This is a genomic window from Microbacterium sp. Leaf159, assembly GCF_001423615.1.
GTDB lineage: Bacteria > Actinomycetota > Actinomycetes > Actinomycetales > Microbacteriaceae > Microbacterium.
On sequence record NZ_LMOU01000002.1, the window covers coordinates 30,793 to 47,814 of the forward strand.

General features: G+C 68.9%; 17 protein-coding genes. 6 read left to right on the forward strand and 11 right to left on the reverse strand.

Going from position 1 to position 17,022, the window contains the following annotated elements; genetic code table 11:
* Positions 1 to 193: 193 nt before the first annotated feature.
* Positions 194 to 592, forward strand: coding sequence for a DUF1844 domain-containing protein (locus ASF80_RS13730; RefSeq protein ID WP_056312181.1), 399 nt, complete (start codon positions 194 to 196; stop codon positions 590 to 592).
* A 171-nt stretch (positions 593 to 763) separates the two neighbouring features.
* On the opposite strand, the gene ASF80_RS13735 is transcribed toward ASF80_RS13730, so the two are convergent.
* From ASF80_RS13735 to priA, 3 genes are read right to left on the reverse strand one after another with little or no spacing between them, the layout of a single operon-like run.
* The gene (locus ASF80_RS13735) at positions 764 to 1,156 is read right to left on the reverse strand and encodes a hypothetical protein (protein ID WP_056312182.1); all 393 of its coding nucleotides are present in this window, start codon (positions 1,154 to 1,156) and stop codon (positions 764 to 766) included.
* Positions 1,157 to 1,195: 39 nt separating this feature from the next.
* On the reverse strand, positions 1,196 to 2,020 hold the full coding sequence (locus ASF80_RS13740; RefSeq protein WP_056312184.1) for an SseB family protein: 825 nt from the start codon (positions 2,018 to 2,020) through the stop codon (positions 1,196 to 1,198).
* Positions 2,004 to 2,750, reverse strand: coding sequence for a bifunctional 1-(5-phosphoribosyl)-5-((5-phosphoribosylamino)methylideneamino)imidazole-4-carboxamide isomerase/phosphoribosylanthranilate isomerase PriA (gene priA / locus ASF80_RS13745; RefSeq protein ID WP_056312186.1), 747 nt, complete (start codon positions 2,748 to 2,750; stop codon positions 2,004 to 2,006). The genes ASF80_RS13740 and priA overlap by 17 nt, the downstream gene beginning before the upstream one ends.
* A 1,106-nt stretch (positions 2,751 to 3,856) precedes the next feature.
* On the opposite strand from priA, the gene ASF80_RS18960 reads away from it, so the two are divergent.
* A complete protein-coding gene (locus ASF80_RS18960; RefSeq protein WP_162239137.1) occupies positions 3,857 to 4,825 on the forward strand; it encodes a MinD/ParA family protein in 969 nt (322 codons plus the stop codon).
* A 24-nt stretch (positions 4,826 to 4,849) separates the two neighbouring features.
* On the opposite strand, the gene hisH is transcribed toward ASF80_RS18960, so the two are convergent.
* From hisH to ASF80_RS13770, 4 genes are all read right to left on the reverse strand, one after another.
* On the reverse strand, positions 4,850 to 5,491 hold the full coding sequence (gene hisH, locus ASF80_RS13755; protein ID WP_056312190.1) for an imidazole glycerol phosphate synthase subunit HisH: 642 nt from the start codon (positions 5,489 to 5,491) through the stop codon (positions 4,850 to 4,852).
* A complete protein-coding gene (gene hisB, locus ASF80_RS13760; protein WP_056312192.1) occupies positions 5,488 to 6,105 on the reverse strand; it encodes an imidazoleglycerol-phosphate dehydratase HisB in 618 nt (205 codons plus the stop codon). The genes hisH and hisB overlap by 4 nt, the downstream gene beginning before the upstream one ends.
* Complete coding sequence (locus tag ASF80_RS13765) at positions 6,102 to 7,196, reverse strand: histidinol-phosphate transaminase (RefSeq protein WP_200934816.1); 1,095 nt, start codon at positions 7,194 to 7,196, stop codon at positions 6,102 to 6,104. Before ASF80_RS13765 ends, hisB begins: the two co-directional genes overlap by 4 nt.
* Before the next feature lie 73 nt (positions 7,197 to 7,269).
* Positions 7,270 to 7,632 carry a LysM peptidoglycan-binding domain-containing protein gene (locus ASF80_RS13770; RefSeq protein ID WP_056312195.1) on the reverse strand — a complete coding sequence of 121 codons (363 nt, stop codon included), beginning with the start codon at positions 7,630 to 7,632 and terminating at the stop codon, positions 7,270 to 7,272.
* Positions 7,633 to 7,914: 282 nt separating this feature from the next.
* On the opposite strand from ASF80_RS13770, the gene lexA reads away from it, so the two are divergent.
* Both lexA and ASF80_RS13780 read left to right on the forward strand, forming a co-directional pair.
* A complete protein-coding gene (lexA, locus tag ASF80_RS13775) occupies positions 7,915 to 8,601 on the forward strand; it encodes a transcriptional repressor LexA (protein ID WP_056312197.1) in 687 nt (228 codons plus the stop codon).
* Between the two features lie 45 nt (positions 8,602 to 8,646).
* Positions 8,647 to 10,506 carry a prolyl oligopeptidase family serine peptidase gene (locus ASF80_RS13780; RefSeq protein ID WP_056312199.1) on the forward strand — a complete coding sequence of 620 codons (1,860 nt, stop codon included), beginning with the start codon at positions 8,647 to 8,649 and terminating at the stop codon, positions 10,504 to 10,506.
* On the opposite strand, the gene smpB is transcribed toward ASF80_RS13780, so the two are convergent.
* The 3 genes from smpB to ftsE all read right to left on the reverse strand — a co-directional run bounded on the left by smpB (position 10,507) and on the right by ftsE (position 13,057).
* On the reverse strand, positions 10,507 to 10,983 hold the full coding sequence (gene smpB, locus ASF80_RS13785; RefSeq protein ID WP_056312202.1) for an SsrA-binding protein SmpB: 477 nt from the start codon (positions 10,981 to 10,983) through the stop codon (positions 10,507 to 10,509).
* Positions 10,984 to 11,084: 101 nt separating this feature from the next.
* Positions 11,085 to 11,999 carry a permease-like cell division protein FtsX gene (ftsX, locus tag ASF80_RS13790; RefSeq protein ID WP_056312204.1) on the reverse strand — a complete coding sequence of 305 codons (915 nt, stop codon included), beginning with the start codon at positions 11,997 to 11,999 and terminating at the stop codon, positions 11,085 to 11,087.
* Entirely contained in the window at positions 11,996 to 13,057 is a 1,062-nt protein-coding gene (gene ftsE, locus ASF80_RS13795) for a cell division ATP-binding protein FtsE (protein ID WP_056312206.1), read from the reverse strand. The genes ftsX and ftsE overlap by 4 nt, the downstream gene beginning before the upstream one ends.
* Positions 13,058 to 13,194: 137 nt before the next feature.
* Here ftsE and ASF80_RS19195 point away from each other — a divergent pair, with 137 nt between their 5' ends.
* Both ASF80_RS19195 and ASF80_RS13805 read left to right on the forward strand, forming a co-directional pair.
* A complete protein-coding gene (locus ASF80_RS19195; RefSeq protein WP_056312208.1) occupies positions 13,195 to 14,661 on the forward strand; it encodes a DUF2510 domain-containing protein in 1,467 nt (488 codons plus the stop codon).
* A 23-nt stretch (positions 14,662 to 14,684) separates the two neighbouring features.
* Positions 14,685 to 15,893: a DUF2510 domain-containing protein gene (locus ASF80_RS13805; RefSeq protein ID WP_056312211.1), complete on the forward strand. Its 1,209-nt coding sequence runs from the start codon at positions 14,685 to 14,687 to the stop codon at positions 15,891 to 15,893.
* A 7-nt stretch (positions 15,894 to 15,900) separates the two neighbouring features.
* Here the strand turns inward: ASF80_RS13805 and prfB are convergent, their stop codons facing one another.
* Positions 15,901 to 17,010, reverse strand: coding sequence for a peptide chain release factor 2 (gene prfB / locus ASF80_RS13810; protein ID WP_056312213.1), 1,110 nt, complete (start codon positions 17,008 to 17,010; stop codon positions 15,901 to 15,903).
* Positions 17,011 to 17,022 lie beyond the last annotated feature (12 nt).

A 17,022-nucleotide genomic window follows, 5' to 3' on the forward strand; every position in this document is an offset into this window, starting at 1 on the left:
GAATCGTCCCCCACCCACCGGCATTCAGACGCCGGCTCTGCACCCTGCCTGCCGGATGCATCTGACGACGCGATCCGGTGGAGTACAAGACCCGGTAGCCTGGAACGGCAAGCGCGGGTGGGAAGTGAATCCTCTTTCGTGCCGGAGCATTACGCTCCGGAGCCCGACAAAGTCTAACAGAAGGCAAGGCGAAGTGACGAACCAGGCATCGGACGAGGCTGCACGCGAGCGCGAAGAGCGCTGGGCCCGACAGGAGGAGGCGGCGTCTTCCGCCACCCGAGACATCGCCGATGTGCCAGCCGTGGAGGTCATCACGACCGCCGCCGTGCACCTCATGAGCGCCGCGGCCGTGAAGCTCGGCCTCGCCGACGACCCGGAGGCCGCGGCGCAGCTCGACCTCGACGAGGCGCGCAAGCTCATCAACGCCCTGGCAGGTCTCATCACCGCCGGAGCGCCCGAGATCAGCGACATGCACGCTCGCTCGCTCCGCGACGGTCTGCGCTCCCTGCAGCTCGCGTTCCGCGAGGCCTCCACGATCCCCGACCCGATCGGCAAGGGACCTGGCGAGAAGTGGACGGGGCCGGTCAACTAGGCCTCCATCCGTTCGGATCTCGTGGTCCGGGCTCCGGGCTGCTCTGTCGAGGAGAAGAGCGGGGACCCTCCCACTTCGTGGGCCCCTCCCGATTCTCCTCGACAGAGCATCCCTGCGCCCTCGCCTCGCGTCGGGGCGTCGCCCGCCCGTTGACCTTTCGCGGTGCTGGGGTCAGGGATGCAGGACGATGGGCGGAGCCGTGGACGGGCCGCCGCAGGGATCCGACGAATGCGTCCATGCGATGGCCTCCTGCGTCTCCGCGATCAGGATGCCGGAGCCGTCGTAGACGCGCACCGTGACGTCGTCCGGGGCGGCGAAGCCGAAGTGGAAGGTCCCGGCGTCACCCTGTGCGGGCACGGACAGATCCGTCTCCAGAGTCGGTGCCGCCCCGGGGTCCGCCGAACATCCCGCATCCGAGCAGACCTGCAGGAAGACGTCGGGGCCGTAGGCCGACGCGTCGATCTCGACGCCGTTCGACCACCCGATCGCAGGGCACGCGGTCGCGCAGCCCGGCAACAGCAGCGCGACGACGAGTCCGATGACGGCCCCGGCTGCCCTGCGCATGCCGCCACCCTATCGACGCGGATACCGCGGCCGCGAGGCTCAGGCGGAGCGTCGCAACTTCACGGTGAGTGAATCCGCGAGCACCGCGACACGGTCGTCCGCCGCCCAGCGCTGAGCCAGCCGAGCGAGCACCGCATCGAGAACCTCACGCTCCAGCCCGTCGACGAGCTCGAGGACGACGATCAGCTCGGGTCCCCGCAGGCGCGCATCCGGATCCCCGGCGGCCACGGCCACGTCGATGACCGCGAGTTCGTGAGCGACGCTCTCCTGCAGTGCGCCGAAGACCTCGGGAGACAGGAAGCTCGGCTCCCACCTGTGCCCCTGCGCTATCGCCCACACAGCGGGGCGGCGGAAGACGAACTCGGTGTCGGAGGTCGGATCGAGCACGATCAGGTCGGTGTCTTCGGCGGATGCCGCCAGCGCCACGCGCGTGGCCTCGACCGGAATCGGTCGCGCGGTCGCATCCCATCGCTGCATCGCCTGGACGGAAGAGAACACGGGCTGCACGCGGCGGCCGTCAGGCGCGGCCACCGTGACGATCGAGAGCTCCTGAGTCTTGTCGACCGCCAGCCCGCTGGGCGCCACCCCCTCTTCGCCCTTCTCGGCGATCAGCGGTATCAGAACGCGCGCGGTGCGGAACGCGTCCACAACCTCGGTCTGGGCACCTGATCCTGCCCGGAAGCGCAGGAGGGCGTCGAGGAGTGCGGGGTCGGCGGAGCCGTCGTCGCCCGCGTGCGGGTTCGACTCGAAGCTGCGCCCCTCCCAGGGCACACCTGCGGAGTCGCCCCGGTTCCCCGCGGCATGATCGTTCGCGCCATGGCCGTCGGGGCCGTGGCCGCAGGCGTCGTCAGTCCCCTGCGACATCCAGAGCCTCAGCCAGCGTGAACGCGCCGGCGTAGAGTGCCTTGCCGACGATCGCGCCCTCGACGCCCAGCGGAACCAGCTCGCGCAGCGCGGCGATGTCGTCGAGGTTCGCGATGCCACCCGACGCGACGACGGGCTTCGGGGTGCGCGAGGTCATCTCGCGGAGGAGTTCGAGGTTCGGGCCCTTGAGCGTGCCGTCCTTGGTGACGTCGGTGACGACGTAACGGCTGCAGCCGGCATCCTCGAGTCGCTCGAGGACCTCCCAGAGGTCGCCGCCCTCCTTCGTCCAGCCGCGTGCGGCGAGGGTGGTGCCGCGGACGTCGAGACCCACGGCGATCGCCTCGCCGAAGCGACCGATCACGTCGGCCGCCCACTCGGGGTTCTCGAGCGCAGCGGTGCCGAGGTTGATGCGCGTCGCACCGCTCTCGAGAGCGGCCTCGAGCGTGGCGTCGTCGCGGATTCCGCCGGACAGCTCGACGTTGACGTTCTTGAACTGCTTGATGACCTTGCGGAGGATCGGAGCATTGCTGCCGCGACCGAATGCCGCGTCGAGGTCGACGAGGTGGATCCACTTCGCGCCCTGCGCGACCCACTCCCCTGCCGCGTCCAGCGGGTCGCCGTAGCTGGTCTCGGTGCCTGCCTCGCCCTGCGTGAGGCGGACGGCCTTGCCACCCGCGACATCGACAGCGGGGAGCAGAGTGAGCGAAGGGGACTGCGCGAAGTCGTTCATGACGTCCTCAGGTGAGATGGGAGGGCCGATTCGTCGGCACGAGAGTCGACACTAGCCCGCGCATCCGCCCGCTCCAAAATGATGACGGCAGAGAACGACGGACACCACGCGGTAGCCTCGAAGACGCCCCTGTTCGGTCGGTGAGGAGATGTTCCATGGTGCGCGATGCGGAAGCGCGGGGAAGCGGACCCCTTCGTCGGGGCAATCCGATGCCTCCCGAGGTTCCGGAGGGCGTCGAGCCCACGCAGGGCACGGATGAGGATGCCGCGCAGCGCCCGAACGTTCCGCAGCCGTCTGCCCCCGCAGCAGGCACCGCGAACACCAGCACCGCGAACGATGATGCTGTCGACTGGTCTGCTCCGCCGCCACCACGGTCCCCGGCAGCGAGTGCGCCGTCGAACACCCCTGCGCCGGGAACGCGCGCTGCGGCCGCGGCTGCCGCAGCTGCAGCCCCCGTCCTCCCTCAGCGCGATGCGCCGGCACCGGTGACTCCCGCATCCGCGGACGCCGGACCCGTTCCTCTGACGCCGCCCCCCACTCAGCAGACCCCGCGCACCGAGCCGCAGCTTCCCGTTGTTCCGCCCGCACCGGTGCGGACGATCCCCACGGGAGGACCTTCCGCTGCACCGGCAACAGCGGCTCCGGCGACTCCACCCGCGTCCGCTCCGCCCACCCGGCCCGCCGCAGCTCCGCAGACGCCCGACGCAGCCGCACCCGTCACGCCGACGATCCCGGCGCCGCCTGGACAGCCGGCAACGGCACCTCTCCGCCCCTCGACCGCAATGCCAGCCGGAGCGGCGGCGGCACCCAGCTTCTCCTCTCCGCCCGCGACCATCCCGTCTGCACCGGCCACGGGCGCCTCGGACACGCGGCCCACCGCGATTCAGCCGTCACCGTCACTGATCCAGGGACAGTCGCCGGTCCAGGGACAGCCGCCGGTCCAGGCACAGCCGCCGGTCCAGGCACAATCGCCGGTCCAGGCACAGTCACCGATCCAGGCACAATCGCCGGTCCAGGCACAGTCACCGGTCCAGGCACCGGCTCTCGCCGCGGCGGCAGCGACGCCGATTCCGCCCGCCACGCTCGCACCCGGCACCGCCGCACCGATGCAGGCGGAAGCAGCGGCCTCGTCGCGTCGCCGCCAGCGGGAACAGGGAATCGAACGCCGGTCCTTCCTCCAGGAGGAACGTCGGGAGGAGCCCGCCCGCCGAGGCGGTCGCGGATTCCTCAATCGCGTCGGGTTCTCCCTCGGCCCCAATGCCCGTGAGCGCGCGGTGCGCGACGACGAGCATGAGGTCAGCCGCCATTGGCCGGGCCCGCGCACGGTCGCCGTCGTCAACGGCAAGGGCGGGGCCGGTAAGACTCCCGCCACGGTGCTGCTGTCGGCCGTGTTCGCGCAGTACGGCGGCGCCGGTGTGCTCGCCTGGGACAACAATCAGACTCGGGGCACGCTCGGGTGGCGCACCGAGACCGGCGCTCACGACCGCACCCTGCTCGAGCTCCTGCCGCAGACGCAGCGTCTGCTCGGCGCCCAGGGTCAATCGGCCGACCTGGCGCACTTCGTGCACCACCAGCCGCAGGAGAAGTACGACGTGCTGCGGTCCAAGCCCATCCGGCTCGCTCACGAGAATCGCCTCAGCCCGGCGGATGTCGATTCGATCCACGCGGTCGCCGCGAAGTTCTACCGCCTGATCATCATCGATTCGGGCAACGACGAATCCGATCCGATGTGGTTGCGGATGATCGACCTCGCGGACCAGATCGTCGTCGCGACGACGACGCGTGACGACCACGCCGAGGCGGGAGCGCTCCTTCTCGAGGCGCTTGAGGACCGCGACGAGCGCTCAGCCCGCCTCGCGCGCGAATCCGTCGTCGTGGTCAGCCAGGCCGACCCGAAGGCCTCGTCGGCCGAGGTCGCAGAGGTGGTCGCCGGATACCGCCCGCTCGCGCGCGAAGTCGTCGACATCCCGTTCGATCGGGAGATGGTCGACGGGCACCTGCGTCTCCGTGCACTCTCGGCCCCCGCGCAGCAGGCCTGGCTCTCGGCCGCAGCCGCGGTCGCTCGCGGCTTCTGAACCGCCGCGACCACGCGTCTCGTCTCAGGACCGCAGGCTGTCGACCCAGTTGCGGAGCAGCTGGATGCCGGCCTCGCCGGACTTCTCGGGGTGGAACTGCGTGGCCGAGAGCGGACCGTTCTCGACGGCTGCGAGGAACGGATCACCGTACGTGGTCCACGTCAGCACGGGCTGCGGGAACGGCGGGATGACGTCGAGCTCCCATGACTGCGCGGCGTACGAGTGGACGAAGTAGAAGCGCTCGTTCTCGATCCCCTTGAAGAGCACCGAGTCGGCGCCGGGTTCGACGGTGTTCCAGCCCATGTGCGGCAGCACCGGAGCGTTCAGCTCGGTGACGGCTCCCGGCCATTCGCCGAGACCCTGCGAGTCGTGCCCGCGCTCGACGCCATGGGTGAAGAGCACCTGCATGCCGACGCAGATGCCGAGAACAGGTCGTCCACCGGCGAGCCGCCGATCGATGATCTCGTCGCCACCGTGCGCGTGCAGCGCATCACGAACGGCTTGGAAGGCACCCACGCCGGGCACGACGAGGCCGTCGGCCTCGAGCGCCTCCTTGCGGTCGCGCGTGAGCACCGCATCCGCCCCTGCCGCGACCAGAGCCTTCACTGCAGAGTGGACGTTGCCGGACTCGTAATCGAAGACGGCGACCCGAGGAGCTGCGCTCACAGCGCACCCTTGGTCGACGGGATGCCGTCCACCAGCGGATCGAGCGACTTGGCCTGGCGGAACGCACGCGCGAAGGCCTTGTACTCGGCCTCGGCGATGTGGTGCGGGTCGCGCCCGCCGAGCACGCGCACGTGCACCGTGAGACCGGCGTTGAACGTGATGGCCTCGAAGGAGTGCCGCACGAGCGAACCCGTGAAGTGACCGCCGATGAGGTGGTGCTCGAAGCCCGCAGGCTCTCCGGTGTGCACGAGGTAGGGGCGGCCCGAGATGTCGACGACGGCCTGCGCCAGCGCCTCATCGAGCGGGACGAGCGCGTCGCCGTAACGCGAGATCCCCGACTTGTCGCCCAGCGCCTCTCGGATCGCCTGGCCGAGCACGATCGAGATGTCTTCGACGGTGTGATGCGCGTCGATCTGCGTGTCGCCCGATGCGCGCACGGTGAGGTCGGTGAGCGAGTGCTTCGCGAACGCGGTCAGCATGTGGTCGAAGAACGGCACCGACGTGTCGATGCGGCTCGCACCGGTTCCGTCGAGGTTCAGCTCGAGCTCGACGGTGGACTCCGACGTGCTGCGCACACGCGTGGCGGTGCGCGGGGTCTGGGCGGGGGTGCTCATGAAGCCGATCCTATCGAGGCGAGGGCATCGAGGAACGCGGTGGTCTCCGCCTCGGTGCCGGCGGTGACGCGGAGGTGTCCGGGGATCCCGACGTCGCGGATCAGCACTCCACGGTCGTACAGCTGCTGCCAGACCTTCTGGGGCTCTGCCACTCCTCCGAACAGGACGAAGTTCGACCATGACTCGTGCGGGGCGTAGCCGAGCGCCTCGAGGGTCGCGGAGATGCGATCGCGCTGCTCGACGATCTCCTCGACCATCCCCAGCATCACATCGGAGTTGCGCAACGCTGCGACAGCCGCAGCCTGCGTCAGAGCACTGAGGTGGTACGGCAGCCGCACGAGCCGCAGGGCATCGATGAAGGCGGGATCGGCGGCGAGATAGCCCACGCGGGCGCCCGCGAACGCGAATGCCTTGCTCATCGTGCGCGAGACCGCGAGGCGCGGGCGTCCCTCGAGCAGGGTCAGCGCAGAGGCTGCGTCGCGGGACGCGAACTCCTGGTACGCCTCGTCGACCACGACGATTCCTCTGGACGCCTCGTATACGGCCTCGACGACGTCGAGGCCGAGCGGCGTGCCCGTCGGGTTGTTCGGCGAGCACAGCAGGATGACGTCGGGGTCGACTTCCGCGACCTGCGCGGCCGCCTCGTCCGGGGTGATCGTGTAGTCGGGTTCCCGGGTGCCCGCGATCCATCGCGCTCCCGTGCCCTGCGAGATCAGCGGATACATCGAGTAGGTCGGAGCGAAGCTGAAGGCCGTGCGACCGGGGCCGCCGAATGCCTGCAGGATGTGCTGCAGCACCTCGTTCGACCCGTTGCCCGCCCAGATCTGGCTGGCATCGAGGCCGTGGCCGAGGTACTCGGCGAAGCCCTCACGCAGTGTGGTGAACTCACGGTCGGGGTAGCGGTTGACGTCGCGAAGCGCGACCGCGATGTCATCGAGGATGTCGCTTGCTACGGCATCCGGAACCGGATGAGTGTTCTCGTTGACGTTGAGGGCGATAGGGAGCGGCGCCTGCGGAGCTCCGTACGGCGTGAGCCCACGGAGGTCGTCGCGAAGCGGGAGGTCAGCGAGTGATGCAGTCACCCTTCCCATGGTAGGCGGCGTGAACCTCACACATGCGCGCGGTGACGGAGAATGAATCCCGCTTGACGCCGCCGCCGACCGCTCACTCCGAGTACTGCGCGGGGATCGCCAGTTCCTGGCCGATCTGGAGAGCGCCACCCCTGAGCAGGTTCAGGCGCGTGATGTCTCCGATGACCTCGCGCGGGTCTGCACCGGGTGCGATGCCCTCGGCGATCGACCAGAGCGTGTCGCCCGGCATCACGGTCACCGTTGCGAAGGAGGCCGTCGCGACCTGCTCACCCGAGGCCATCGCGCTGCCGCCGCTCAGCGCGGCGAAGGCGATGCCCACTGCGAGCGGCACTGCGGCCAGTGCGAGCACGACGCGACGACCGCGCACCGTCAGGCGGAGCTTCGTCGCCGGACGCGCCGGGAGGACTGCTGCGTTGCTGAAGGTGATGGTGCTCATGTCGTGCTCCTCTGCATCTACCGCGTGGGCGGTGAAGTTGGCGTAGCGTTCGCATCCGCGCCTCGGCCGGGAGCCGTGAATGCGAAGCTACGTTCCGAAGTTATCTTCGAATTCGAACATCTGTCAAGCGTTCTTCGAAAAACTGACCGCTGAATCAGGAGACACGCTCGAACAGATCTTCCACATCTGGCCGATTCTCGGATACGGTTTCGATACGAACACCCCACCACGGGCCTCCGACATTCGAACTGAGACGCCGGAATCGCACACCTGAGGAGCACCATGAGCGACAACTCCGCCACCGACGCCGATGTCCCGCGCACCCGTCGCCGGAAGAGCCTGAGCCCCAAGCAGATGGCGATCCTCGAGGTCATCCAGACCTCGATCAGCCGGTACGGCTACCCGCCGAGCATGCGCGAGATCGGCGACGCGGTGGGACTCAAGTCGCTGTCGAGCGTGACGCATCAGCTCGGGCAGCTCGAGCTCAGCGGCTACCTGCGCCGAGACCCCGGCAAGACCCGTGCCATGGAGGTCCTGATCGATCTTCCCGGCACCAGCGGCGAGAACCCGGCAGACGTCTCGACGCCCGTGGGCGATGCCGCACTGGTTCCCCTGGTCGGGCGGATCGCCGCCGGCGTGCCGATCACCGCCGATCAGCAGGTCGAGGAGATCTTCCCGCTCCCCCGCCAGCTCGTCGGCAAGGGCGATCTCTTCATGCTCAAGGTCTCGGGAGAGTCGATGATCGACGCTGCCATCTGCGACGGCGACTGGGTCGTCGTCCGCTCGCAGGGCAGCGCGGAGAACGGCGAGATCGTGGCGGCGATGCTCGACGGCGAGGCCACCGTCAAGGTGCTCCGCCGCCGTGACGGCCACACGTGGCTGCTGCCCCGCAACTCGGCATTCGAGCCCATCCTCGGTGACGAGTCCGTCATCCTCGGAAAGATCGTCGCGGTACTGCGCGCCGTCTGACGACCTCCGACCGCGCGTCGCAGGAGCCACGCCTAGGCTCGAAGCATGTCATCGCCGTTCGGTACCTGGCCCTCGCCCTTCTCTGCGGCCCGGATCGCCGCGTCCTCTCCGAGGATCGACGGCTCCGCATTCGTCGGGCACGAGATCTGGTGGGGTGAGTCGGTCCCTTCCGAGGGCGGTCGACTCACCGTGCGCAGCTCGACCGGCGCCGAGATCCTCCCTGCTCCGTGGAGCGCCCGCTCCCGCGTCCACGAGTACGGCGGTGGAGCCTGGACCGCGGATGCCGAGGGCACCCTCTACTTCGTCGACGCGAAGGATCAGCGCGTGCACCGGATGCGCCGCGGTGACGAGCCCGAACCGCTGACGCCCGCGGGCCCCGCCCATGGCGGTCTGAGACTGCAGCACGGGCGGCTCCTCGCCGTCCGTGAGGACCTCACCAGGGACCCTCATCGTCGCGGCATCGTCGAGATCCCCCTCGACGGCTCCGCGGCCGAGGATCCGTCGCTGGTGACGATCGTCGTCGAAGGCGAAGGCTTCTACGCGCATCCGGCGCTGTCGCCGGACGGGTCTCGGGTCGCCTGGGTGCAGTGGACGGGCGCGGAGATGCCGTGGCAGCATGCCACACTCGCAGTCTCCGACGGGGTCGCCACCGTCGAGCTGTCCACGCGCGCAGCCCTGCAGCCTGAGTGGACCGGGGACGACGAGCTGCTGTACGCGGACGACCCGACCGGTCGCTGGGCGCTGCATCGCGTGCAGCTGGACAGCAGCGGCACCGCACTCCCGGCTGTCCGTGTCGACGACGTCGACGCGGACACCGGATACGGACTGTGGGTGCTGGGCAATCGCTGGTATCGGCCGATCGGCGACGGCCGGATCGTCGCCGTGCGCACGAACGGACGTGACGAGGTGGTCATGCTCGACGCGGACGGCGGTGCCCGTCTGCTCGATCTCCCCGCCGACGGCCATGTCAGCGTCGACGACGTCTCGGGATCCCGGGTCCTGCTCTCGGGGAACAGCTCGACCACGTCGCCCGGCGTCTGGTGCGTCGACCTCGACTCCGACGAGGTGATCGCGGTCGCCGGCGCGGAGCCGACCGATCCGGCATGGATGCCCCCGGCATCGCCGATCCTCGTCGACGGCGCGCACGGTCCCGTGCACGCGTTCGCCTATCCACCGGCCCACCCCACAGCCTCGGCTCCGGCCGGAGAACTCGCTCCCTACGTCGTGCTCGTGCACGGCGGCCCCACGGCCCATGTGACTGGTGCCATGTCGGCCGTGATCCCCTTCTACACGAGCCGCGGCATCGGTGTGCTCGACGTGAACTACGGCGGTTCCACCGGATACGGGCGCGCATATCGCGAACGCCTCGACGGAGAGTGGGGCGTGGTCGACGTCGACGACGTGATCGCGGCCGCGAGGGGCCTCGCCGAGACGGGTGTCGCGGATCCTCTGCGGATCGCGATCCGTGGCGGCTCCGCCGGCGGCTGGACCGTGCTCTCCGCGCTCGTGCGCGGCGGGACCTTCGCCGCCGGGATCAGCCGATACGGGGTCACGGACCTCCGGATGCTGGCCGAGCACTCCCACGACTTCGAAGCGCACTACATCGAGGGTCTGGTCGGACCGCTGCCCGAGGCGGAGGGCCTGTACGTCGACCGCTCACCGTTGACGCACGTCGATCGGATCGACGTGCCCGTGCTGCTCATGCAGGGCGCGGATGACCGTGTCGTGCCACCTGCGCAGTCGGAGGCCGTGCGCGACGCCCTGGACGCCCGAGGCATCGCTCACGAGTACGTCCTGTACCCGGGCGAGGGACACGGATTCCGCTCGACCGAGACGATCGTCGACGCCCTCGAGCGAGAGCTCGCGTTCCTCGGGCGTGCGTTCGGATTCACCCCGTCGAGCTGATCAGTCTCCGGTGCGGTTGCGCAGCCGCATCGCCCGCTCCGCCTCGCGCGTGTCCTGACGTTCGCGCAGCGTCTGACGCTTGTCGAACTCGCGCTTTCCCTTCGCCAGCGCGATCTCGACCTTGGCACGCCCGTCGGAGAAGTAGAGCTTGAGCGGGATCAGGGTGTAGCCGCCCGCCGACACCGCATGCTGCAGCTTCGCGATCTCCTCACGATGCAGCAGGAGCTTGCGGATGCGCTTGGCGGAGTGGTTCGTCCAGTGGCCCTGCGAGTACTCCGGGATGTGCACGGAGTCGAGGAAGACCTCGTTCCCCTTCACGAACGCATATCCGTCGCTCAGGTTCGCGCGCCCCTGGCGCAGCGACTTCACCTCGGTGCCGGTGAGCACCATCCCCGCCTCGTACGACTTCTCGATGTTGTAGTCGTGACGTGCGCGACGATTGGTCGCGATGACCTTCTCCCCGCGTTCCCTGGGCATGATTCTCTCCTGATCCGCGTCGCGCAGTGGTTCCAGAGCCCGATCCCGGGCGCACGACAGCCTGTCAGTCTATACCGACGACGCTCCCGCAGTCGACGCGGTCAGGTACGCAGCCAGCGACGGATGGCGAAGCCGGCCGACAATGCCGCCAGGATCACGCCGATACCGATCAGCACGGGCACGACGACCGCGGCATCCTGCATCGACACCCAGGTGGTGATGAACGGGACTCGCCCCCGCAGATAGCCGTTGACGCCGAAGTGCACGCCCGCGACCACGGCGGCGCTCGCGAGCACGGAGCCCAGGAAGGCGGCGAACACGCCCTCGAGCACGAACGGCGTCTGGATGAAGCGGTTCGAGGCGCCCACCAGGCGCATGATGCCGATCTCCTTGCGTCTGGCATACGCGGAGAGCCTGATGGTCGTGCCGATCAGAAGGATGGCTGCGATCAGCATGAGCACGGCGATGCCGACGGCTATGTACGTGGCCACCGTCAGCGCGGAGAACAGCGGTTCGAGGTACTGGAGCTGGTCCGTGACCTGCTCCACGCCCGCCACGCCGTTGAACGCCTCGGCTATCACCTGGGACTGGCCGGGGTCCTTCATGGTCACGAAGAAGACCTCGAAGGCCTGCTCGGGGGTGATGACGCTCGCCTGTTCCTCGCCCAGCTGCTCCACGAGCTTGGCGTACGTGTCCTCCTTGGAGTCGTAGCTCACCTCGCTGATCAGCGGCGCGAGCGCCTCGCCCTCGAGCTGGGCGCGCACGGCGTTCACCTGCTCTTCCGAGGCCCCGCCGTCGACGCACGTGTTCTGCTCCGAGATGTCGGAGCACATGTAGACCGCGACCTGCGCCCGCTCGGTCCAGTAGCCGCGCATCGTGCCGATCTGCGCCTGCATCAGGATCGCGGCGCCGACGAACGTCAGTGACACGAAGGTGACGAGAACGACGGAGATGACCATCGAGATGTTGCGCCGCAGGCCTCCGAGGGCCTCGGTGAGGATGAGTCCGATTCTCATGAGGTCGGCCCCACTTCCTCGGCACCGTCATCGGAGAGGCCGAGACGATCGGCGACGCCGAGTTCGGCGACGTCGACCTGCGGAAGCAGGATCGGATGCGTGAGCGGACCGACGGCTGCCTGCGCGTCGGCGGGCCTCTCGTCGGCGATCGGCGGCTCGATGGGAGCGGCCTGCGCCTCAGGAGTCTCGGATGCCGTGGGCACGGCGTCGGAGGATGCGGCGGCGGCCTTGCGCTGGGCGCTCAGCTCCTCCGCGAGCGCAGCGCGCACGACCGACAGGTCGGCGGTCTGGCGCTGCACCTCCTGCACCGCGGTGAGAGCCGCGGCCGCGGCGGCTCCCCGAACCTCTTCGGGGACGAGACGGGGAATGTTCGAGGTGTCGCCGTATCCGCCGTGCACCTCGTCTCGCACCATCTCGCCGTCACGGAGCTCGATGACTCGACGCTGCATCTGATCGACGAACGCGGCCTCGTGCGTGGCCATGAGAACGGTGGTGCCGCCGGCGTTGATCCGCGCGAGCAGCTGCATGATGTCGACCGAGGTCGCCGGGTCGAGGTTTCCGGTCGGCTCGTCCGCGAGCAGCACCTGAGGCCTGTTCACGAGCGCCCTGGCGATCGCGACGCGCTGCTGCTCTCCACCGGACAGCTCGTGCGGCATCCGCTTCTGCTTGCCGTCGAGCCCGACCAGTGCAAGCGCCTCGGGCACGGCCTGCTGGATGAATCCGCGCGAGGATCCTGTCACCTGCAGCGTGAACGCGACGTTCTGGTAGACGGTCTTCGACGGCAGGAGGCGGAAGTCCTGGAACACGGACCCGATGTGGCGACGGAAGTACGGAACCTTGCGGTTCGCGAGCGATCGCAGGTCGCGTCCGAGCACGGCGACGCGGCCGGTCGTCGGCACGTCCTCTCGGAGGATGAGTCGCAGACAGGAGGACTTGCCGGACCCCGACGCACCCACGAGGAAGACGAACTCCCCGCGCTGCACTTCGAAGTCGACAGCGGACAGAGCGGGCCGTGAGGTCCCGCGGTAGCGCTTCGTGACGTTCTCGAACCGAATCATGGCTGTTCGAGCCTAAGCGCGCCGTGTGCCCTGCTCGCGAGCGACACCCCGCGCACCCCCGGAGTGTCGCCCCGCACTGCTATACATGGAGGTGCCGATCCATGCCGTCAGCGTGGACCACGACTCGAGGGGGAACCATGACGACGCCTGCAGGCTGGTATGACGACGGATCCGGGCGCCAGCGCTGGTGGGACGGCACGCAGTGGACCGAGCATTTCGCTCCGGCCGCGGAGCCGGCAGCGGCCGAGACGGAGTCTGCGGCTTCCGAGACTGAGGCCGTGACGACCGAAGCCGACACATCGTTCTCCGACTCCGCTGCGGCAGGCTACGACACGGTGACGACCGATGACGGTGCCGCCGCAGTCGATACGACCCCCGAGTCCGCAGCAGCCGCCGAGACCGCAGCAGCGCTCGACTCCGTGGCGGCCGTCGAGAGTCCCTCGTGGAACGCTCCCGCCTCCGAACCCGTCGCAGCCGACTCCGGCTCCGACTCCGCAGCGCCCGTCGATGAGGTCGCAGCTCCCGACTCCGCAGCATCGTGGTCGGCCCCCGAGACTCCTTCCGACGCGTCGTCGACGGAGTACACCGCGCCCGGTGCCAGCGCACCCGATGCCACCACGCCGCTCGACGGCAACGTCCCGCCGTACGCGAACGCCGCACCCGCCTACCCCGGCAGCGCGCCCGCCTACCCCGGCGCCGCGGATGCAGGACAGACGCAGGCCTATCCCGCCCCCGGCTATCCGGGAGCGGCACCCGGCTACCCCGGCGCGAACGCGTACGCGCCCGCAGGTCAGGCATACGGCGCTGCGGGCGGCTACCCGCCCGCATACGCAGGTGCCGCACCCGCAGCGCCGACCAAGCCGTCCATCCTCGGCATCGTCGGTCTCGGCCTCGCAGCCCTCGGCACGATCCTGTCGTGCGTCCCCGTGATCCTCGGATTCGGGTGGCTGCTGCTCGCCGCCGGCTTCATCGTCTCGCTGATCTCGCTCTTCCTGAAGGGCAAGAAGTGGCCGGGCATCTCGGGCCTCATCCTCTCTGTGGTCGGTGCCATCGTCGCCGTCGTGATGGCGTTCGTCTTCATCTTCGCGACCGTGGCCGAAGCAGTGCGCGATCTGCCGACCGCACCCCCGTCCAGCGACTCCGATACCGACAACGGCACCGACCCCGGCACCGACGACGGCACCGAGGACGGAGACACCGGCCCCACGGATGTCGTCGAGGGCGAGCTCGGCTCCCCCGTCACGATCGAGCAGATGTCGGGCACCAGCGAGGTCACGATCAATTCGGCCACGTGGGCGACGTCGGACGGATCGAGCATCCCCTCCACCAACGGCGGCTACGTGATCCTCGATGTCACGTTCACCGGCATCTCGGGCACGAGCTACATCAACCCGTTCTACTTCGCACTCGAGACCGCCGAAGGCGCCGAAGGCACCTACGACTACTACGTCGACGGAATCGTGGCGGAGGAGCTCGCCGCGGGAGACACCGTCAGCGGCAAGATCACCTTCGACATCGCGCAGAGTTCGTCGTACGTGATCACCTTCACGGATGAACTCCTGCAGGACGTCGCACGCGTCCCGTTCACCCCGTCCGCCGGCTGAGCCCCTAGTACGGAGCAGCAGGCATGACGACCCCGGCGGGGTGGTACGACGACGGTTCAGGCCGGCAGCGCTGGTGGGACGGAGTCGCGTGGACGGAGCACACCGTCGCGGCGCCGGCTCCGGCCACCGCGGAGCAGCCGGATTCCGCACAGCAGGGTTCCGCACAGCAGGGTTCCGCACAGCACGGTTCCGTGCCACAGACGGCTTCGCCACAGCAGCAACACGTGACACCGCAGGACGCTGCCACTGAAGGCATCGCTGCGCCCGCCATCGACGCCTCCGGGCAGTCGACGGCGGGCGTGGTTCCGGTCGCCGGCAGCCCCACGGCCCCCGCAATCGAGTCCGCGACGTTCGAGCCACCGTACGTTCTGCAGACTGCGACTTCGGCGGGCGATATGCATCCCGGGCCAGCTGCAGGTCCGCCCGTCTGGGACCAGGCGCCTATGTACGGCCAGCAGGGCACGGCCTACCCCGCGCAGGGCACGGCCTACCCCGCGCAGGGTCTGGGTGCTCCCTTCGGAGCGCCCACTCCCCCGCAGGCGAAGCCGAAGCTCTCCGTTCTCGGCATCATCGGTCTCGGCGTCGCGGTGATCGGACTCGTCCTCTCCTGCTTCCCGTCGATCGCGCTCGCAGGCTGGGTGCTGTTGGGAGTCGGTTTCGTCGTCTCGCTGGTGTCGGTGTTCCTCCGTGGAACGAAGTGGCCGGGAATCGTCGGCATCGCCGTGAGCGTTCTCGGAAGCATCGTCGCGATCGCGGTGATGCTCCTGTCGCTCAGCGTGGCCGCGCCCGGCGCGACAGTACCGACGTCATCGCCCGGCTCCTCGTCGTCCGACGGCGGGGAACCCGACGAGTCGGCGGCAGAGGGTGCCGAGAGGGTCTACATCAACGACCTCGAGGTCGGGCACTGCCTCCCCCTGGTCGAGTGGGAGGACGAGGTCTACGATCTTCCTGTCGTCCCGTGCGATCAGCCGCACACCGATGAGGTGTATTTCATCTTCGATGCGCCGGACGGCGACTTCCCCGGCGACGCCGAGCTGCAGACCCTCGCGACCGAGCGCTGCGATGCCGCCTTCGAGGAGTTCATCGGCATCCCGTATGCGGACTCCGAGCTCGACAACTACTGGTTCGTGCCCACCGAGACGTCATGGAAGCGGGCGAACGACCGCGCCATCCAATGCATCGTGTTCAGCTACGAAGACCTCACGGGGACGCTCGAAGGCGCCGCCCGCTGAGACGAGCTCAGTCCTCGTCTTTGCGCTTGCGCCAGCGGATGCCGGCCGAGATGAACCCGTCGAGATCGCCGTCGAACACGGCTGCGGGGTTTCCCGACTCGTGCCCGGTGCGCAGATCCTTGACGAGCTGCTGGCCGTAGAGGAAGTACGAGCGCATCTGGTCGCCCCAGCTCGCGGTGATGTTGCCGGCGAGTTCCTTCTTCTTCGCGGCCTCCTCCTCCTTCTGGAGCAGCAGGAGGCGGGTCTGCAGCACGCGCATGGCGGCGGCACGGTTCTGGATCTGCGACTTCTCGTTCTGCATCGAGACGACGATGCCGGTCGGGAGGTGCGTGAGGCGCACGGCGGAGTCGGTGGTGTTGACCGATTGACCACCCGGGCCTGACGAGCGGAACACGTCGACGCGGATGTCGTTCTCGGGGATGTCGACCTCGGTCGCCTCCTCCATGAGCGGGATGACCTCGACCGCGGCGAACGACGTCTGACGTTTGTCGGCAGAGCCGAACGGGCTGATGCGGGCCAGGCGATGCGTGCCGGCTTCGACCGAGACGGTGCCGAACGCGTAGGGCGCGTCGATCTCGAACGTCGCCGACTTGATTCCGGCACCCTCGGCGTACGAGGTGTCGAGAACCTTGACGGGGTACTTGTGACGCTCGGCCCACCGCAGGTACATGCGCATGAGCATCTCGGCGAAGTCGGTGGCGTCGTCGCCACCGGCACCCGAGCGGATCGTGATGATGGCCGAGCGCTCGTCGTACTCGCCGTCCATCAGCGTCTGGACCTCGAGCTGATTGATGATCTCGGTGAGAGCGCTGAGCTCGGCGCGCGCCTCGACGGCCGATTCCTCATCGCCCATCTCGTTCGCGAGCCCGACCAGGACCTCGAGGTCGTCGAGTCGCGAGCCGATGCCCTCGACCCTCGCGAGCGCCGACTGGCGGTGGCTCAACGCGCTGGTCACCTTCTGGGCGCGTTCGGGGTCGTCCCAGAGGTCCGGCACGCCGGCTTCCTCGCTGAGACGTGCAATGTCGGAACGGAGCGTATCGACGTCGATGACCTCGCGAATGTCACCGTAGGTGAGTCGCAGGGCCTGGATGTCGGCGGAGAGATCGAGTTCGAGCATGTCGCGTCCAGC

Excerpts from the sequence above, each read along its gene's own strand:
- ASF80_RS13735 (WP_056312182.1), bottom strand. The coding sequence starts at position 1,156 with ATGCGCAGGGCAGCCGGGGCCGTCATCGGACTCGTCGTCGCGCTGCTG.
- ASF80_RS13740 (WP_056312184.1), bottom strand. The coding sequence starts at position 2,020 with ATGTCGCAGGGGACTGACGACGCCTGCGGCCACGGCCCCGACGGCCAT.
- priA (WP_056312186.1), bottom strand. The coding sequence starts at position 2,750 with ATGAACGACTTCGCGCAGTCCCCTTCGCTCACTCTGCTCCCCGCTGTC.
- ASF80_RS18960 (WP_162239137.1), top strand. The coding sequence starts at position 3,857 with ATGCAGGCGGAAGCAGCGGCCTCGTCGCGTCGCCGCCAGCGGGAACAG.
- hisB (WP_056312192.1), bottom strand. The coding sequence starts at position 6,105 with ATGAGCACCCCCGCCCAGACCCCGCGCACCGCCACGCGTGTGCGCAGC.
- ASF80_RS13765 (WP_200934816.1), bottom strand. The coding sequence starts at position 7,196 with ATGGGAAGGGTGACTGCATCACTCGCTGACCTCCCGCTTCGCGACGAC.
- ASF80_RS13770 (WP_056312195.1), bottom strand. The coding sequence starts at position 7,632 with ATGAGCACCATCACCTTCAGCAACGCAGCAGTCCTCCCGGCGCGTCCG.
- lexA (WP_056312197.1), top strand. The coding sequence starts at position 7,915 with ATGAGCGACAACTCCGCCACCGACGCCGATGTCCCGCGCACCCGTCGC.
- ASF80_RS13780 (WP_056312199.1), top strand. The coding sequence starts at position 8,647 with ATGTCATCGCCGTTCGGTACCTGGCCCTCGCCCTTCTCTGCGGCCCGG.
- smpB (WP_056312202.1), bottom strand. The coding sequence starts at position 10,983 with ATGCCCAGGGAACGCGGGGAGAAGGTCATCGCGACCAATCGTCGCGCA.
- ftsX (WP_056312204.1), bottom strand. The coding sequence starts at position 11,999 with ATGAGAATCGGACTCATCCTCACCGAGGCCCTCGGAGGCCTGCGGCGC.
- ftsE (WP_056312206.1), bottom strand. The coding sequence starts at position 13,057 with ATGATTCGGTTCGAGAACGTCACGAAGCGCTACCGCGGGACCTCACGG.
- ASF80_RS19195 (WP_056312208.1), top strand. The coding sequence starts at position 13,195 with ATGACGACGCCTGCAGGCTGGTATGACGACGGATCCGGGCGCCAGCGC.
- ASF80_RS13805 (WP_056312211.1), top strand. The coding sequence starts at position 14,685 with ATGACGACCCCGGCGGGGTGGTACGACGACGGTTCAGGCCGGCAGCGC.
- prfB (WP_056312213.1), bottom strand. The coding sequence starts at position 17,010 with ATGCTCGAACTCGATCTCTCCGCCGACATCCAGGCCCTGCGACTCACC.